A 16,045-nucleotide genomic window follows, 5' to 3' on the forward strand; every position below is an offset into this window, starting at 1 on the left:
CATCTGATAATTCAATTTTCGCGAGATATTTCTTTTCCGTTATTGTCCAAACCGACACCCACGCCGTTAAAGGTAAAGGTTTGTTTGAATTTTATGTCAGACTTTTCATAATTGTGCAGTCTCCATTAATAGTTCCAGCATGTAATAAATAATCATTTCCTACGCTAAAATTAATTTTTTTACCTCTTAAATAATTGATAATATCATTAATAGAGTTAGTTTCGTTAATAATAAATATCTTTTCCATGATTATTCCATTCCTAAAATAGTAAAACTTGTTTGATTGCGATCCATAACTAGTTCAAACTGTATATATCCAGTAGTTAGCTCCTTACTATTAATAAACTCAAAAACAATATCTTTTATTTTTTCTATATCAGCATCGGCTGGATGTATTTTATTTCCAGATACGTCCACGACAATAGATTCCTTACCGTCCATCATAACGCGAGCAATAAATCTCTCTGTAAAAAGAAGATATTTATTTAGATAATATGGATCATAGGAATCAATAGGGCCAGGTGGAAAAGGTATCCAAATTAAAAAATTATTATCTATTTGATAACAATCATTAACATATCCATCTTCATTATTGTCCAACAAATCTTTTATGTTTGATATATTAATTATCATTTTAGAAAAAGGATTACTTTTCCTAATTTCATTCAATGACTTTACATATCTTTGATTAAAAAGATCAGTAAACTGTTTACTGTCTATGTGGGTTTTAATGCTATTCATAAGTTAATTCCTTTACAAATATAAAAGGGGCTGACGTAGATTAGCCCTAAGTTCTACACCAATCCCGCAAGATTTTTAGTTGCCGAGACGGTGTGCCGGAAAAGCCTGTGCCGGTGTTGGCAATGTGGGAGACGATTTCCCATTTTTGAGCGAACTCTTCGGCTTGGGTGGCCGTGAATTTACTGGTGCGGTTGTTACCAAATTGTAACAATTCAGGTTTAATCTCTCCTTTAATATGATTAGTGCTACCAAGTGGAATATCTTTAATTTTGTCTTTATCTAAGACATATAAAGCTTCCGCTGCCACCTGTAAGTTGGCAAATTCTAACAATGTTGCTGCATTTGGGATATCATTTGACATTTTGAGTCTCCTGTTTGGGTTGTAAAACTTTATCTACGAAAAGACGTATTTCTGATTGACTAGCATTTAAATGTCCGCAAGTATCTGCGTATAACCAAGGTGTGCGAGCCCCTGATTTACTGCCAAGCCCTCTATCAAAAATATACCAATTTTTTTCTGCAATAATCTCGTCCGTTTGAGTGTCTAAGATTATAATTTTCGCGCCTGCTATCCAATAGTTCGGATAGACTTCCGTTTCATAAGTAACTGCATATCGTGCAGGTTTTTCTGGATGAATATTAGATTCTACATTGTCTAATAAATCATTATTCTCTAGTATCCTATTATAACGAATGACTTGTCCAGTATTTTTTTTAATATCTACGAAGTTATATCCCTTATAATAGGTATGGTTTTCATATATTTTTTCTTCATTAGTAAATTTTATAATTGAATTACCGTCATTTGGTATGGCTTTATACTGTAAAAACATATTGATAAATGATGATTTTTTACCATTTACTGCTCCGAGTGCAGCATCCTGCCAAGTCGGGTCTGAACCATGTGAGAAAATATCTTCTTGAGGTATTTTAAGTAGCATAATCCCTTCCACATTGTCCACCGTCCGGTAAATCTTTTCTCCTGCCGTTTTGCATTGTTCGTTAAATACGGCTTCGGCTTCTTTGTATTTCCTGTCCCATTCTTCTTGTGCCTGTATTTCTTCTTTGCTCGGGCCGAATTGTTTGGGAATAATCCAAACAAACAGTATCAGGATAACGGCAGCGGTCAGGCTGCCTGAAAGGATTTTGCCGGCATTCCGTTTGGGCTTTTTGTAGGTAAAGCGGACGAGAAACCAAAGCAACAGCAGCATGGTACCCCAATAGCCGATTGCGAATAGGATGGCCAATCCTTCTAGAAAATGGCGTAAATCGTTTGTGGTAAACATGGGTTGTTCCTGTGTTGGTATGTGCAGGCAGCCTGAAAAACAAGGCAGCCTGAAAAGCGGTCTGCACGGGCAAACGGTTTTTCAGGCTGTCTGGGCGGGATATCGGGGCGGCGGGCGGCTCGCTGCACGCTGGCAAACTCCAAAAGGATTGCCGCATTGGGGAGGTTGGTATTTTGGATATTAGTTTTTGACATTTTGAGTCTCCTGTCTGGGTTTAAGAACATTAGGAACGAATCTTGAACTCATTCTATCATGATAGTTTAGTTGCTTTCTTGGAGAAACAGGGTCATGGCAGGCTATGGCAAACAACCAAGGCATTCTACCTCCTCCTTTCCCTCCTAATCCTTTTTCAAAAATAAACCATGTTTTTTCAGCAATAACCTCCTTTTTTTCTCTATCTATAATTTGAATACTCGCACCTGCTATCCAATGATTTCGAAATATGGGGTCCATATTTACTTCGTAGTTAACTGCATAACGTGCTGGTTTAGTAATTACTTTTTCGCCAAGCTCCCTATCTTCTCTAACGAAATATCGAATAATTTTTTTATCTTGTTCAACATCTACATATGTATACTTTGATAAAAATGATCCAATGAATTTTTTATTAGGAAATTCTAATTGTAAGGCAGCATATTTCCACATTGGGTCATGGCTTCTTGCATCTGCCGAAACTGTACTCTCTGGTATCACTTTCAACAGCATAATCCCTTCCACATTGTCCACCGTCCGGTAAATCTTTTCCCCTGCCGTTTTGCATTGTTCGTTAAACACGGCTTCGGCTTCTTTATATTTTCTGTCCCATTCTTCTTGTGCTTGTATTTCTTCTTTGCTCGGGCCGAATTGTTTGGGAATTATCCAAACAAACAGCAGCAGGATAACGGCGGCGGTCAGGCTGCCTGAAAGGATTTTGCCGGCGTTCCGTTTGGGCTTTTTGTAGGCAAAGCGGACGAGAAACCAAAGCAACAGCAGCATGGTGCCCCAATAGCCGATGGCGAACAGGATGGCCAAGCCTTCTAGGAAATTGCGTAAATCGTATGTGGTAAACATGGGTTGTTCCTGTGTTGGTATGTGCAGGCTGCTTTTTGCCGAATCTTTCCGTATCTCAAAAGCAGCCTGCACTTCAGCATTGCGTTATGCAGTAAAATAATGAATATTTGTAACGACTTGGATATTTTTTGTCAATATTCCCGTCTTTCCCTTAACAGCTGGCGCGCTTTCCGTTAAAATTCCTTTACATATTTATATTGTTTCCTATTCCTATTTGCCAAGGTTATATCCGTTATGTTTTTTTCCGTCCTGAAATCCTTTCTTTCCCGCTACATCACCGTATGGCGCAATGTTTGGGCGGTGCGCGACCAGTTGGAACCGCCCAAACGCACGGCGGAAGAACTGGCGTTTTTGCCCGCGCATTTGGAACTGACCGATACGCCGGTCTCTGCCGCTCCGAAATGGGCGGCGCGTTTTATTATGGCGTTTGCGCTTTTGGCTTTGCTGTGGTCTTGGTTCGGCAAAATCGATATTGTGGCGGCGGCTTCGGGTAAAACGGTGTCAGGCGGGCGCAGCAAAACCATCCAGCCGCTGGAAACGGCGGTGGTGAAGGCGGTGCATGTGCGCGACGGGCAGCATGTGAAGCAGGGCGAAACGTTGGCGGAATTGGAAGCCGTGGGCTCGGATAGCGATGTGGTACAGTCGGAGCAGGCTTTGCAGGCTGCCCAATTGTCCAAACTGCGTTATGAGGCGGTATTGGCGGCATTGGAAAGCCGTACCGTGCCGCATATTGATACGGCGCAGGCACGGTCTTTAGGCCTCTCCGATGCCGATGTGCAATCGGCGCAGATATTGGCGCAGAATCAGTATCAGGCTTGGGCGGCGCAGGATGCGCAACTGCAGTCGGCTTTGCGCGGCCATCAGGCGGAATTGCAGTCGGCCAAGGCGCAGGAGCAGAAGCTGGTTTCGGTGGGGGCGATCGAGCAGCAGAAAACAGCAGACTACCGCCGTTTGCGGGCCGACAATTTTATTTCCGAACACGCTTTTTTGGAGCAGCAGAGCAAATCGGTCAGCAATCAGAACGATTTGGAAAGTACGCGCGGTCAGATGAGGCAGATTCAGGCGGCCATTGCACAGGCGGAACAGAATCGGGTGTTGAATACGCAGAACCTGAAACGCGATACGCTGGATGCGCTGCGCCAGGCAAACGAGCAGATTGACCAATACCGCGGCCAGACGGATAAGGCAAAGCAGCGGCAGCAGCTGATGACGATACAGTCGCCTGCGGACGGCACGGTGCAGGAATTGGCCACCTATACGGTGGGCGGGGTGGTGCAGGCTGCCCAAAAGATGATGGTAGTTGCGCCCGATGACGACAAAATGGATGTGGAAGTTTTGGTGTTGAATAAGGACATCGGTTTTGTGGAACCGGGGCAGGATGCAGTGGTGAAGATTGAGAGCTTTCCCTATACGCGCTACGGTTATCTGACGGGCAAGGTGAAAAGTGTCAGCCATGATGCGGTAAGCCACGAGCAGTTGGGTTTGGTCTATACGGCGGTGGTGTCGCTGGACAAACATACCTTGAATATTGACGGCAAAACGGTGAATCTGACGGCGGGCATGAATGTTACGGCGGAGATTAAAACCGGCAAACGGCGGGTGCTGGATTATCTGTTAAGCCCATTGCAAACCAAACTGGACGAAAGCTTTAGGGAGCGATAGGCGGATGCCGCACTGGGTATTTGTTATCCGCCGGTTCGGGCATGCAGGCTGCCTGAAACCATTGCCCGGATGGCATTGCCCAATATAATGATAATGCAAGATTACGGTATTTCCGTTTGCCTGACACTGACGCCCTATTTGCCACATGAACTATTTTCGGCTATGAAATCCTATTTTTCTAAATATATCCTACCCGTTTCGATTTTTACCTTGCCCCTATCCCTTTCCCCATCCGTTTCGGCTTTTACGCTGCCTGAAGCATGGCGGGCGGCGCAGCAACATTCGGCTGATTTTCAAGCGTCCCATTACCAGCGTGATGCAGTGCGCGCACGGCAGCAACAGGCCAAGGCCGCATTCCTTCCCCATGTATCCGCCAATGCCAGCTACCAGCGCCAGCCGCCATCGATTTCTTCCACCCGCGAAACACAGGGATGGAGCGTGCAGGTGGGGCAAACCTTATTTGACGCTGCCAAATTTGCACAATACCGCCAAAGCAGGTTCGATACGCAGGCTGCAGAACAGCGTTTCGATGCGGCACGCGAAGAATTGCTGTTGAAAGTCGCCGAAAGTTATTTCAACGTTTTACTCAGCCGAGACACCGTTGCCGCCCATGCGGCGGAAAAAGAGGCTTATGCGCAGCAGGTAAGGCAGGCGCAGGCTTTATTCAATAAAGGGGCTGCCACCGCGCTGGATATTCACGAAGCCAAAGCCGGTTACGACAATGCCCTGGCCCAAGAAATCGCCGTATTGGCCGAGAAACAAACCTATGAAAACCAGCTGAACGACTATACCGGTCTGGACAGCAAACAAATCGAGGCCATCGATACCGCCAACCTGCTGGCGCGCTATCTGCCCAAGCTGGAGCGCTACAGTCTGGATGAATGGCAGCGCATTGCCTTATCCAACAATCATGAATACCGGATGCAGCAGCTTGCCCTGCAAAGCAGCGGACAGGCGCTTCGGGCGGCGCAGAACAGCCGCTATCCCACCGTTTCCGCCCATGTCGGCTATCAGAATAATCTCTACACTTCATCTGCACAGAATAATGACTACCACTATCGGGGCAAAGGGATGAGCGTCGGCGTACAGCTGAATATGCCGCTTTATACCGGCGGAGAATTGTCGGGCAAAATCCATGAAGCCGAAGCGCAATACGGAGCCGCCGGCGCCCAGCTGACCGCAACCGAGCGGCACATCAAACTCGCCGTGCGCCAGGCTTACACCGAAAGCGGTGCGGCGCGTTACCAAATCATGGCGCAAGAACGGGTTTTGGAAAGCAGCCGTTTGAAACTGAAATCGACCGAAACCGGCCAACAATACGGCATTCGCAACCGGCTGGAAGTGATACGGGCGCGGCAGGAAGTCGCCCAAGCAGAACAGAAACTGGCTCAGGCACGGTATAAATTCATGCTGGCTTATTTGCGCTTGGTGAAAGAGAGCGGATTGGGGTTGGAAACGGTATTTGCGGAATAAAGCAGACTGAAACGGTTATGAAATCCCCCAAAGCAGCCTGCACCCCGTTTCGAAAATGCAGGCTGCTTTGGGATTGGTCCGATACTTTCACATTCTCATTGCCTTTAAATAAAACACAGTTAAAAACACATTTAAATTAAATGCAAATTCAAATGTAAATTCATGTGGACATGATGACAAAGTTCCCCATGAACTGCCTTGTCCCACCTCCTTCATTACTTCTCCTGTTCATCATTCCCGACCGCCCGTTGTGGAAACCGAGCCGCGCTTTAGTGACTACCGTAGCAACAACAGCATTCATGCCGGCGGTAAAACCTACTGCAGGCTTCCGGTGCAGGGCTGTCGCGCAGTTGGGCAATAGTGCAAACTTAGGCATTAGTGTTGGCGGCAATATTGGCAAAGCTGTGGCGATGACGAAAGCCACACCCACCGGCATACCCATATTGGCGACAAGGGCAGCCAAACCGTCATTCGAAGTGGCGACACCTCACTCGGAGGTGCGCAAGTGATCGGCAAAGGCATCCGGGCGGACGCGGACAGCCGAAACCTCAACATAGAACGTGTGTAAAACACCGCCGCCTACCATGGCAAATAGCAAAACGGCAGCCTGCAGATAACCGCAGGCTACGGCGCAAGTATCAACGGTAATTACATACAGCCAAAGCAACATCAGGGCCGAGCACGAAGCCGTTACCGAACAAAGCGGCATCTATGCCGGCGCACATACAGACCTTAAAAGCGGCCTTATCACCAGTACGCCAAGTGTAGAAGACAACTGCAAAAACCGATTCAGTACCGACATGCTCACATTCAGAGACCTGCATAACCATAGCGCCTATCAAGGCGAAATCCTGGGGGTGGATACCGAGATTGCCGTCAGCGGCAGGACATTAGGACAAGAATCCCTCAATGCCCGGGCAGCCGAAACCCAAGCCAAAGCGTATACGGAAACGGCAACAGACACCGCTGCCTATTCAGGCAGCCAATACCGAAATCAATCAACATCTGGACGGTTTAAAAAAACAACTGGAAAAAGGTGAAATCAGCCAAACGGAATACGATAGCCAAGTTGCCAACTGGCAGCGCGGACAAGTGCTACTCAACAGCATAGCCGCAGAATTAATCACACCGACACAAAGCGCGGCAGGTATTGCAGCGGCAACTGCTTCGCCCATGATCTCCTATAAGATTGGGCAATACTTCAAAAGTAAAAATACCGAAGGCTCATCTGCCCATATCTTTAGCTCATGCGGTATTGAGTGCAGCGGTTGCAGCGGCAGGAGACAATAATGCCCTAGCAGTAACCATTAGCGCAGGCGGTGCGGAAGCAGCTGTGCCAGTAATCAACACCTGGCTGTATGGAGAAATAGACCGTAGCGCATTGACGGCAGAACAGAAAGAAACCGTAAGCGCAATAACAAACCTTCTTGGAACAGCAACGGGTGCGGCGATTAACAATAGCAGCACGAATGCCACACAAGGCAGCCTGAATGCACAGTAATGCTGTGGAGAATAATTATCTGACATCAAAACAACTGATTGAAATTGATGAGGTACATCATGAATGTGGTGATGAAATTTGCAAACAACACATTCTATGATTTTACAGCAGTTTTGTCATTGCGCAATGACAAAATGGTAGCAAAATAGTGACAAAATGTGTGTGTAACTACACTCAGCAATCGCCAAGGCAGCCTGAAATCTATGCAAAACCGGCAACCGATATTCCCAACCCGTAAAACCCTATTGGACACACCATTTGGCAACGAGCCGTCGCCGCTCCGTTATTTAAATTTCAGGCTGCCCTAGAACACGCTAAGGGCAGCCTGAAACGCATTTTATGTACGATTCGTACACGGCGAATGTTGTCGCCCTATCTTATTTTATTTTAACCAACCATTAAGCGCGATTAGCGATATTCCGCCGTCCAGCGAATCGCATCAATCGCCGCGCCAATATCGGCAACAGGTTCGCGGTTCAGCCCTTGCTCCAATGCACATTGCGCCACGGCACGCGCCACGATTTGCGAAAACTCGGTTAATTGCGCAACAGGGGGCAGCACCGCCGCGCCGGCAACATCGGGGTTCACCAAGCCGCTGAGTGAATGGGCGGCGCGGGAAATCATTTCATCGCTCACGCGCCGTGCATTGGCGGCGAGTACGCCCAAGCCCAAACCGGGGTAGATGAGCGCGTTGTTGGCTTGCCCGATGGTGTAGTGCACGCCGTTGAAGAACACGGGGTCGGCGGGAATGCCTGTTGCCACGAGGGCTTTGCCTTGCGACCATGCGATTAGGTCGGCAGCGGCGGCTTCGGCGAGCTTGGTGGGGTTGCTCAATGGGAAGATGATGGGGCGCGCGGTGTGCGCGGTCATGGTTTCCACGATTTCTTGGGTGAAGGTGTTGGGGCGGGTGGAGGTGCCGACCAAGATGGTGGGCTTGATGGTTTTGACCACGGCGGTGAGGTTGGTGAGCTCGCTGGCGTTGGCAAATTCGCTGCGGCGGCGGGCAAACGGGCGTTGCTCGGGGGTTAAATCATCCATGTCGTCAAACAGCAAGCCTTGTTTGTCCACCAGATAGAAGCGGGCGCGGGCTTCGTTTTCAGGCAGCCCTTGGTGCAGCATTTCGGTGTACACGCGGTGAGCGATGCCGCAGCCTGCCGTGCCTGCGCCAAAGCATACATAGGTTTGGTCGGCAAGTTTTTCTTTGCTGATGGCAAGTGCGCCGAGTATGCCGGCCAGCGTGATGATGCCTGTGCCTTGGATGTCGTCGTTGAAGGTGGCGATGCGGTCTTGGTAGGTGTGCAGCACGTTGGCGGCGTTGCTGCGCCCGAAGTCTTCCCAATGCAGATAGGGTTGGTGGAACACGCGCTCGGCGGCGTTCACAAAGGCATCGACAAATTGGTAATACGCTTCGCCGCGCAGGCGTTTTTGGCGGTTGCCTAGATAGAGCGGATTATCCAGCAGGGCTTGGCGGTCGGTGCCGACATCGAGCACTACGGGCAGCACGCTTTCGGGGGGTATGCCTGCGGCGGCGGTATAGACCATGAGTTTGCCAACGGCGATGTCCACGCCGTTGCAGCCCCAATCGCCGATGCCTAAGATGCCTTCGGCATCGGTGGCGACAATCAGGCGGATGTCGCGCCCGTCTGCGGCGCGGGTGAGGATGTCGGCGATGTCGGCTTGGTTGTCGGGCGACAGGTAAACGGCGTTTTGCGGGTTCACAAACAATTCGCTATATTGTTCAATGCTTTGGGCGATAACGGGGTCGTACACAATCGGCATCATTTCTACGATGTGCTGCCCGAACAGGTGGTAGAACAGGGTGCGGTTGGTGTTGAAAATTTCCATCAGGAATTGGCGTTTTTCCAGCAGCGTGGGCTTTTGGTTGTAGTGCGCGTAGGCTTGTTGCGATTGCTGGTCTATGGTTTGCACGGCGTGGGGCAGGAGTCCTGTGAGCCCGAGGCGTTGGCGTTCTTCGTGGGTGAAAGCGGTGCCTTTGTTGAGAAAGGGGTTATTGAGGATTTCGTATGCGGATTTCATGGGTTGCTCCTTGTGGGGATGATGGGATTTGCCGATTGGCGGGGGATTATAGCGTGGGTTGGGGTAGTGGAATGTTAAGGCAGCCTGAAAACGTATAAACCCGTTTTCAGGCTGCCTTTGGGTTGGCGCGGTTAGGTCAAATGCCCGTTGTGCGGTTGCAAAGCGGGCGGCACTTGGGCGACGTTGAGCGCGGTCAGGATTTCGCGCTCCACGAGGCGCACCAGCGAATCGAGCGGCAGGTTGTTGTCTTGCCGGCCGAACGGGTCTTCCAGCTGGGCGCTGAGCATATCCAGCCCGAGAAACATATACACCAGCCATGCCACCATCAGTGGTGTCCACAGCCCGAGCGCGGCTTCCAGCCCAAAGGGGAGCATGATGCAGAAGCTGTGGATGGCGCGGTGCAGCAGCACGGAATAGGCAAAGGGCACGGGGGTGCTGGCGATGCGATCGCAGCCTGCCTGTATCATGCCCAGCGTGTTGATGTGGGCAGAAAGATGGGTGTAGGTGATGTCGCTGATTTCGTGTTGGCGATGGGCTTGGATGAGGTCGTATTGGATGTGTTCTAGGGCGTATTGCGGGGGGTTGATGTGGGTGGCGAAGGCTTCTATTTGGTCGGCTTGCATTTGCCCGTATTCTAGGAATAGCTCGGGGTGGGCGGTTTGGTAGCGCAGGCGGTCGCGCAGCAGGTGGGTGAACACGATAACTTGGCGCAGGATGAGCTCGCGGCGGGCGTTGGGCAGGATTTGGCTTTCGCGTATCAGGTGGCGTTGGGTGGCGATGAGTTGCCCCCAGAGTTTGCGCCCTTCCCACCAGCGGTCGTAGCTGGCGTTGTTGCGAAAGCCGAGAAATAGGGAGAGGACGATGCCGAAGATGGTGAAGCCGACCACGGGCGGGGTGGGCAGGTGAAACCAATGGTTGTGCGCGCCGATGCCCAGCAAGAGCGACACGCTCGACAGCAGCAGCATGGCGGGCAAAACTTTGGGGAAGATGGTGCCGCGCCATGCGAATAGGAGGGCGAGGGTGTTGGTTTTTTTGCGGATTATCATGGTGGTTTGTAAAGTGTGGGGGATGGGTTTTGGTTTTATTGAGGCAGCCTGAAAATTAAATTGTGAGCTGCTGATGTGCTGTTTTGGGTTTCAGGCTGCCTTTGGGATAACGGTATCAAATCAAACGGCGTGCGCAGCGAGGCTGCACACCCTACGCGCTTTCTCCGGCAGCCGAACAAGTCAATTCTGATGCCATCAGCAGACGGGACGGGATGCAGGATCTGAATTGGTCGCCATTCATTGCCTATCCTTGCACTTCAATACCTTTACTACGCAGATTCGCCAAGCATTCGGCAAGGTAATCATCATCGTGTTCGGCATAAATCGGGCTGCCGATAGGTTCTTCCGCCAAATCGGGATACGACGGGCAGGTGTTGCCGCGATGGTTTTTATCGTGCCATGCGGGATCAGGTCGGTAGCCGCGCCGCTGCATTTCGTCCATGATGAGGACGTGATAGGCATAAAGCAGATAGGGGCTGTGGGTGAAGACGTAGTTCACGGTGGCGTGCGGCCGGCCCCAGCCGTTACCGCGCAGGGCGGCGCATTCTCGGTGTTGGCCGAGCAGTTGGGCACGTGGGAGTTGGGGAATAAGGGTTTGATGCCATAGGCGCATGATGGAGTCTCCGTAAAAAGTGCAGGCTGCTTTTGGGTAATGGAAAAGCAGCCTGCACATCGAAATATGCAGGTTGCCTGTCGTTTCAGCCGTTGAACAGCCAAGGTTGGCTTTGACGGCGCTGCCCAGCAAGAGCGACACGCTCGACAGCAGCAGCATGGCGGGCAGGACTTTGGGGAAGATGGTGCCGCGCCATGCGAACAGCAGGGCGAGGGTGTTGGTTTTTTTCGGATTATCATGGTGGTTTGTGGAGTGGGAAATGGATTTCAGGCTGCCTTAGTTTGCACACGTTAAGGCAGCCTGAAAACGTGTTTGCGTGCTTTGCGCTAAGCCTAATCAATGACGGCTGCTTTTGCCGTGGCGGCGTTGGTCGGTTTGGTCGGAATAGCTGCCCTCTTTGATGCGCACATGGCCGTTGCTCGGCGCGCTGCCGGCGTTGGGGGTGAGCTCTTTGCCGTAATCGCGGAATTGCTGCACTTTGCGGTCAAGGTTTTCTTTTTGGATTTCGCTGTCGTCGCGGTCGTCGTAGCTGCCTTTGAGGCGGCGGATTTGCGCTTCGGGGGAGTTTTTGTCGATGTCTATGCCTTGCTTGGCGGCGGTGCGGTTCACAAGGGTGCGCACGGCGGGGATTTGGTACGCGCCAAACAGGGCGATGGCGATGAGAACGAGCCAGATTAGGGTTTTGATTTTTTGTGGGATGTACATGGGGATTCCTTTGGAGGTGGGGATGGGTTTAGTGTGGCACGCAGGGGATGTGTGGTTTTCAGGCTGCCTTTGGGCGAGATTTATCGGTGTTTACCGGTTATCGGCAGCCTGAAAACCTCTGCCGTGGTTTGGGCAAGCCATGCCGTCTGGTTCAAAGCGTTTTTTAGCGGCGAGCCGTTGCCGCGCCATGGCGTTTTCAGGCTGCCCTACTCTGTTTTCAGGCTGCCTGAATGCTAACCGGCGGCTGCGGCGTGTGCCTTTGCGCGCGGTCTAGTTGGCGATGCAGCGCGGTGTAACACTCGGGCAAGAGTTCGCGCATCATGCTCAGCTGGCGGGTGAGCACTTGGGCTTGGATGGCGTGGGGGTCGCGTTCGGCGGCTGCTTGTAATTGCGCCAGTTGCGTATCCAGCGCGTTTAAGGCAGCCTGAAAATGGCTTTCGCTGCTTTCGGCGATGGTTTGCAAAATATGGGCAACGTGGTTGGCGGCGGGGTAAAACATGGCGAGAAATTGCTGCGTGGCTTCGCTGTCGGTTTGCACTTTGTCGCGGTATGCGCCCAGCGCGGAAATGTAGCTAATCAGGGAATAGTTGATTTTCAGCAGCATAAAGCCGTCGTCGAGTTTGTCGCGGTGTTTGTCGGCTTCGCCGGACATATCCGACAACACGCTGGATAGCGCGGCGGCTTTGTCGTGGCTGGTGCGGCGGGCGGCGCGGTAGGCGATGTCTTCGCGGATGCCGTGTTGCAGCTCGTCCAACACGGCGGTAAGGTAGCCCGCGTTGCTTTGGATGGCTTCGGTGCTGGTTTTTTCCAGCGAGATGTATTTCCAGTCGGGCCACAGACAATACACGGCAACGCCTGAAATCAACGCGCCAAGAATGGTGTCAATAATGCGCGGCACAAAAAAGCCTGCCACATCAAAGCCCATAATGGCAAAGTTCATCATCGCTTGGATGGTGATGAAAAAGATGGAATAGCTATATTTGTTGGTGCGCGAGTAGAAAAACAGGCTCACAAAAATCACCGCGATGGCGAGCTTGTCCACCAGCGTAAGCGCGAACACGGGCAAAATAGAGCCGACCAACACGCCGCCGAGTGTGCCGATAATGCGGTGCAGCAGGCGGCTTTTGGTGGCGGAATAGTTGGGCTGGCACACGAACACGGCGGTGAGCAATATCCAATAGCCGAGGCTTAAATCGTTGTCGTTCAGGTGCTGGCTGCTGATGATGTGCACCACAATGCAGCACACGCAGGCAATCACCGCCATGCGCACGGAATGGCGGAAAACGGGCGATTGCAGCGTAAGCTGTTGTTTAAAAATTTGCCATGCGGTTTTGAAATTGTTGTTGTCCAACGCTTGGATGCGGGTTTGCTCGGTGGAGGTGGTGAGGTCGCGCACATCGGGGTTGCCAAGCTGGGCAAATTGCTGGCTGATGCGGGAAAGGTTGTCTAGCAGGCGTTGCACGCTGTATGGCGATGCGCCGTTGCCTGTGTCGTGCGCGGCGTAGTAATCCAGCGATTGAATCGCACCTTGGGTGGCGCGGGCGAGTTTGGGGAAGTCGGTGTATTCGGTGTTGCGGCGCAGGTTTTGGGCAAATTGTTGGCAGGCTTGGGCTTGCAGGCGGATGAGCCGTTGGATGCGGTAGATTAGGTCGGTGTGGCTCATTTGCTGCGTGAAGGTTTGGTAGTGCATATGGCTGGCGGACATCCGCTCGTGGATGTCTTGGGCGATAAAGTAATAGCGCAGCATTTTGGCGGTGCGCGGATGGCGGTGCTGCCCGCGCATACGGTAAAACAGCGCGTTGCGGCAAAGGTTGAAGCTGCTGATAACACGGCTGTTGGTCATGGCTAGCTGGATTTGCTGTTGGTCGTGTTCGCCGATTTCATCGGGGTCAAAAAAGCTGGCTTTGCTGTTCAGGTAATCGGCAAGGGCATCGTAGGCTTGGGCGATGTTTTCTTGCACGGGGCGATGGGGGAACACAAGATGCGCGAGCAGGGTAAACAGCGTGTAAAGCAGCGTGCCGATGATGATGAGCAGCGTGTTGAGATAGGGCGCGGCGTGCGGGTCGTGGGTGAGCGTGGTGTAGATGGCAACGGCGAGCGTACCAAAGGAGACGGTGCGATAGCGCGTGCCCGCCGCGCCAAACAGGGTGAACACAAACGCAATGGCGGTGAACGCGATGGGCAGGGCGATGGGGTTGTTAAACGTGAACTGCACCGAAAGGGAGCTGACGGAAAACGCCATCACGGCAAACATCACGTTTTTAAACTTGCCCGTGAGCCCGTTGTCCAAATCCACCAAGCCGCCTGCGATGATGCCGAGAATCAGCGCGGCGAAGTATTGCTCCTTGTTAAACCGCCATACAAAATAGGCGCACAAGCTGGCACTGATTAACACGGGCAGGGTGTTGATGATTTTTGTGTTAATGGCGGGGGTTTTCATGGCGGGAATGGAGACGAATAGAAAGCGTGTTAAAAAAGGTAAGTATTTTAACGCTAAACAACACGAGTAGGCAGCCTGAAAATGTAACTCCCCCCGTTTCAGGCTGCCTCTATTTGATTTAAAACATGGCAGGCAAACATAGGCAGCCTGAAAACCATCGTTTCCTTTAAAATCAAATTTTTATGCAAAGGAAGCCATATGACCCCCAACACCGCCACCCAAATCGCAGGGCGCGCTTTTGCCAACTGCATCATGAACGCGGCAGGTGTATGCGACTACACCCGCGCCGATTTGGACGCGATGCAAAATTCATCCGCCGCCAGCTTCGTTACCAAATCCGCCACCGTATCGCCGCGCGAGGGCAACCCCGAACCGCGCTACCGCGACACCGCTTGGGGCAGCATCAATTCCATGGGCCTGCCCAATTTCGGACTGCCCTATTATTTGAGCTACGTTTCGCAAGCGCAGCAAGAGCAGCCTGAAAAAACCTATTTCGTATCCATTTCGGGGTTTAGCGCGGAAGACGACGTGGCGCTGATGCAGCAGATTTACCAATCCGACTTCAACGGCATCATCGAGCTGAACTTATCCTGCCCCAACGTGGTCGGCAAACCGCAAACGGGCTACGACTTTGAAACCGTGGCGCGCGTGCTGGATACCGTGTTCGCGCAATTCACGCGCCTGCCCTTGGGCGTGAAGCTGCCGCCGTATTTTGATTTGGTGCATTTTGACCAAATGGCGGCGATTTTGAACCGCTATCCGCTGGCGTACATCAACTCGGTGAACAGCATCGGCAACGGTTTGCTGGTGAACCCGCACAGCGAAACGGTGCTGATTAAGCCCAAACACGGCTTGGGCGGCATCGGCGGCGCATATTTGAAACCCACCGCGCTGGCAAACGTGTTTGCCTTCCGCCAGCGGCTGAAACCCGAAATCCAAATCATCGGCACAGGCGGCGTGCAAAGCGGCGTGGACGTGTTTGAGCATATTTTGTGCGGCGCGGACATGGTGCAAGTAGGCACGGCGTTACATCAAGAGGGCGTGGCGGTGTTTGACCGTTTAACCCGCGAGTTGCGCAATATTATGGCGGGCAAAGGCTACTGCAAAATTGACGATTTTAAAGGCAAGTTGAAAACCTTGGATTGATGCGGGGATGGGGTGAGGCAGCCTGAAAACGGATTTGTGGTTTTCAGGCTGCCTTGATGCGCGTGGGGCAAAGGCAGCCTGAAACGGTATTTTCATTTCAGGCTGCCTGCGTATTTTTAGCCAGCGCACGGCTTGCCGGCAAGCCGTAGGGTGGACAACTCGTTTGCCCACCATGGTTCGCACACTATATTTTGATGGGCAAGCCATTTGTCCCCACCCTGTTTAGCGTTTTCAGGCTACCTTGATGTGAATGCGCAAAGGCAGCCTGAAACCACAATGGAACGGCAACGGCTCGTCGCCGACGCTCCATGGGTTACAGGTTTGGCAAAGGTTTTCAGGCTGCCT

At 51.6% G+C, this 16,045-nt stretch carries 17 protein-coding genes and 1 pseudogene; 7 read left to right on the forward strand and 11 right to left on the reverse strand.

Features of this window, described 5'->3' with window-relative positions; all coding sequences use genetic code 11:
• Window positions 1–91 precede the first annotated feature (91 nt).
• Genes JDW22_RS03420 through JDW22_RS13595 form a run of 6 tightly spaced genes read right to left on the reverse strand, consistent with a single transcriptional unit; the run spans window position 92 to window position 3,077 of the window.
• The gene (locus tag JDW22_RS03420; protein ID WP_200521710.1) at window positions 92–247 is read right to left on the reverse strand and encodes a hypothetical protein; all 156 of its coding nucleotides are present in this window, start codon (window positions 245–247) and stop codon (window positions 92–94) included.
• Window positions 248–249: 2 nt separating this feature from the next.
• A complete protein-coding gene (locus JDW22_RS03425; protein ID WP_200521711.1) occupies window positions 250–741 on the reverse strand; it encodes a hypothetical protein in 492 nt (163 codons plus the stop codon).
• A gap of 46 nt (window positions 742–787) precedes the next feature.
• On the reverse strand, window positions 788–1,102 hold the full coding sequence (locus JDW22_RS03430; RefSeq protein WP_200521712.1) for a hypothetical protein: 315 nt from the start codon (window positions 1,100–1,102) through the stop codon (window positions 788–790).
• A complete protein-coding gene (locus JDW22_RS13590) occupies window positions 1,092–2,027 on the reverse strand; it encodes a hypothetical protein (RefSeq protein WP_235964701.1) in 936 nt (311 codons plus the stop codon). The genes JDW22_RS03430 and JDW22_RS13590 overlap by 11 nt, the downstream gene beginning before the upstream one ends.
• Window positions 1,994–2,221: a hypothetical protein gene (locus JDW22_RS03445; protein ID WP_200521714.1), complete on the reverse strand. Its 228-nt coding sequence runs from the start codon at window positions 2,219–2,221 to the stop codon at window positions 1,994–1,996. Before JDW22_RS03445 ends, JDW22_RS13590 begins: the two co-directional genes overlap by 34 nt.
• Window positions 2,208–3,077, reverse strand: a complete 870-nt coding sequence (locus JDW22_RS13595; RefSeq protein WP_235964719.1) for a hypothetical protein — start codon at window positions 3,075–3,077, stop codon at window positions 2,208–2,210. Before JDW22_RS13595 ends, JDW22_RS03445 begins: the two co-directional genes overlap by 14 nt.
• A 234-nt stretch (window positions 3,078–3,311) precedes the next feature.
• Here JDW22_RS13595 and JDW22_RS03460 point away from each other — a divergent pair, with 234 nt between their 5' ends.
• The 5 genes and pseudogenes from JDW22_RS03460 to JDW22_RS13610 all read left to right on the forward strand — a co-directional run bounded on the left by JDW22_RS03460 (window position 3,312) and on the right by JDW22_RS13610 (window position 7,713).
• The gene (locus tag JDW22_RS03460) at window positions 3,312–4,739 is read left to right on the forward strand and encodes an HlyD family type I secretion periplasmic adaptor subunit (protein WP_200521715.1); all 1,428 of its coding nucleotides are present in this window, start codon (window positions 3,312–3,314) and stop codon (window positions 4,737–4,739) included.
• 69 nt (window positions 4,740–4,808) lie between these two features.
• Window positions 4,809–6,212 carry a TolC family protein gene (locus tag JDW22_RS03465; protein ID WP_200521716.1) on the forward strand — a complete coding sequence of 468 codons (1,404 nt, stop codon included), beginning with the start codon at window positions 4,809–4,811 and terminating at the stop codon, window positions 6,210–6,212.
• A 412-nt stretch (window positions 6,213–6,624) separates the two neighbouring features.
• A pseudogene (locus JDW22_RS13600) lies at window positions 6,625–6,780 on the forward strand (hemagglutinin repeat-containing protein); the annotation flags it as partial.
• Between the two features lie 341 nt (window positions 6,781–7,121).
• A complete protein-coding gene (locus JDW22_RS13605; protein WP_200521717.1) occupies window positions 7,122–7,502 on the forward strand; it encodes a hypothetical protein in 381 nt (126 codons plus the stop codon).
• Window positions 7,503–7,545: 43 nt separating this feature from the next.
• Entirely contained in the window at window positions 7,546–7,713 is a 168-nt protein-coding gene (locus JDW22_RS13610; protein ID WP_289005368.1) for a VENN motif pre-toxin domain-containing protein, read from the forward strand.
• A gap of 408 nt (window positions 7,714–8,121) precedes the next feature.
• Here the strand turns inward: JDW22_RS13610 and JDW22_RS03485 are convergent, their stop codons facing one another.
• From JDW22_RS03485 to JDW22_RS03500, 4 genes are all read right to left on the reverse strand, one after another.
• Entirely contained in the window at window positions 8,122–9,750 is a 1,629-nt protein-coding gene (locus JDW22_RS03485; RefSeq protein WP_200521718.1) for a malolactic enzyme, read from the reverse strand.
• Window positions 9,751–9,881: 131 nt separating this feature from the next.
• Window positions 9,882–10,796: a bestrophin family protein gene (locus tag JDW22_RS03490; protein WP_200521719.1), complete on the reverse strand. Its 915-nt coding sequence runs from the start codon at window positions 10,794–10,796 to the stop codon at window positions 9,882–9,884.
• Between the two features lie 244 nt (window positions 10,797–11,040).
• On the reverse strand, window positions 11,041–11,409 hold the full coding sequence (locus JDW22_RS03495) for a TIGR02328 family protein (RefSeq protein WP_200521720.1): 369 nt from the start codon (window positions 11,407–11,409) through the stop codon (window positions 11,041–11,043).
• Between the two features lie 336 nt (window positions 11,410–11,745).
• Complete coding sequence (locus JDW22_RS03500) at window positions 11,746–12,114, reverse strand: hypothetical protein (RefSeq protein ID WP_200521721.1); 369 nt, start codon at window positions 12,112–12,114, stop codon at window positions 11,746–11,748.
• 33 nt (window positions 12,115–12,147) lie between these two features.
• On the opposite strand from JDW22_RS03500, the gene JDW22_RS03505 reads away from it, so the two are divergent.
• Complete coding sequence (locus JDW22_RS03505) at window positions 12,148–12,351, forward strand: hypothetical protein (protein ID WP_200521722.1); 204 nt, start codon at window positions 12,148–12,150, stop codon at window positions 12,349–12,351.
• On the opposite strand, the gene yccS is transcribed toward JDW22_RS03505, so the two are convergent.
• A complete protein-coding gene (gene yccS / locus JDW22_RS03510) occupies window positions 12,332–14,554 on the reverse strand; it encodes a YccS family putative transporter (RefSeq protein ID WP_200521723.1) in 2,223 nt (740 codons plus the stop codon). The two genes, JDW22_RS03505 and yccS, sit on opposite strands and share 20 nt — an antisense overlap.
• A 198-nt stretch (window positions 14,555–14,752) precedes the next feature.
• Between yccS and JDW22_RS03515 the strand changes: the two genes are divergently transcribed.
• Entirely contained in the window at window positions 14,753–15,700 is a 948-nt protein-coding gene (locus tag JDW22_RS03515; protein ID WP_200521724.1) for a dihydroorotate oxidase, read from the forward strand.
• Window positions 15,701–16,045: the final 345 nt, after the last annotated feature.

This window comes from Kingella bonacorsii, assembly GCF_016623605.1.
GTDB classification, from domain to species: Bacteria; Pseudomonadota; Gammaproteobacteria; order Burkholderiales; family Neisseriaceae; genus Kingella_B; species Kingella_B oralis.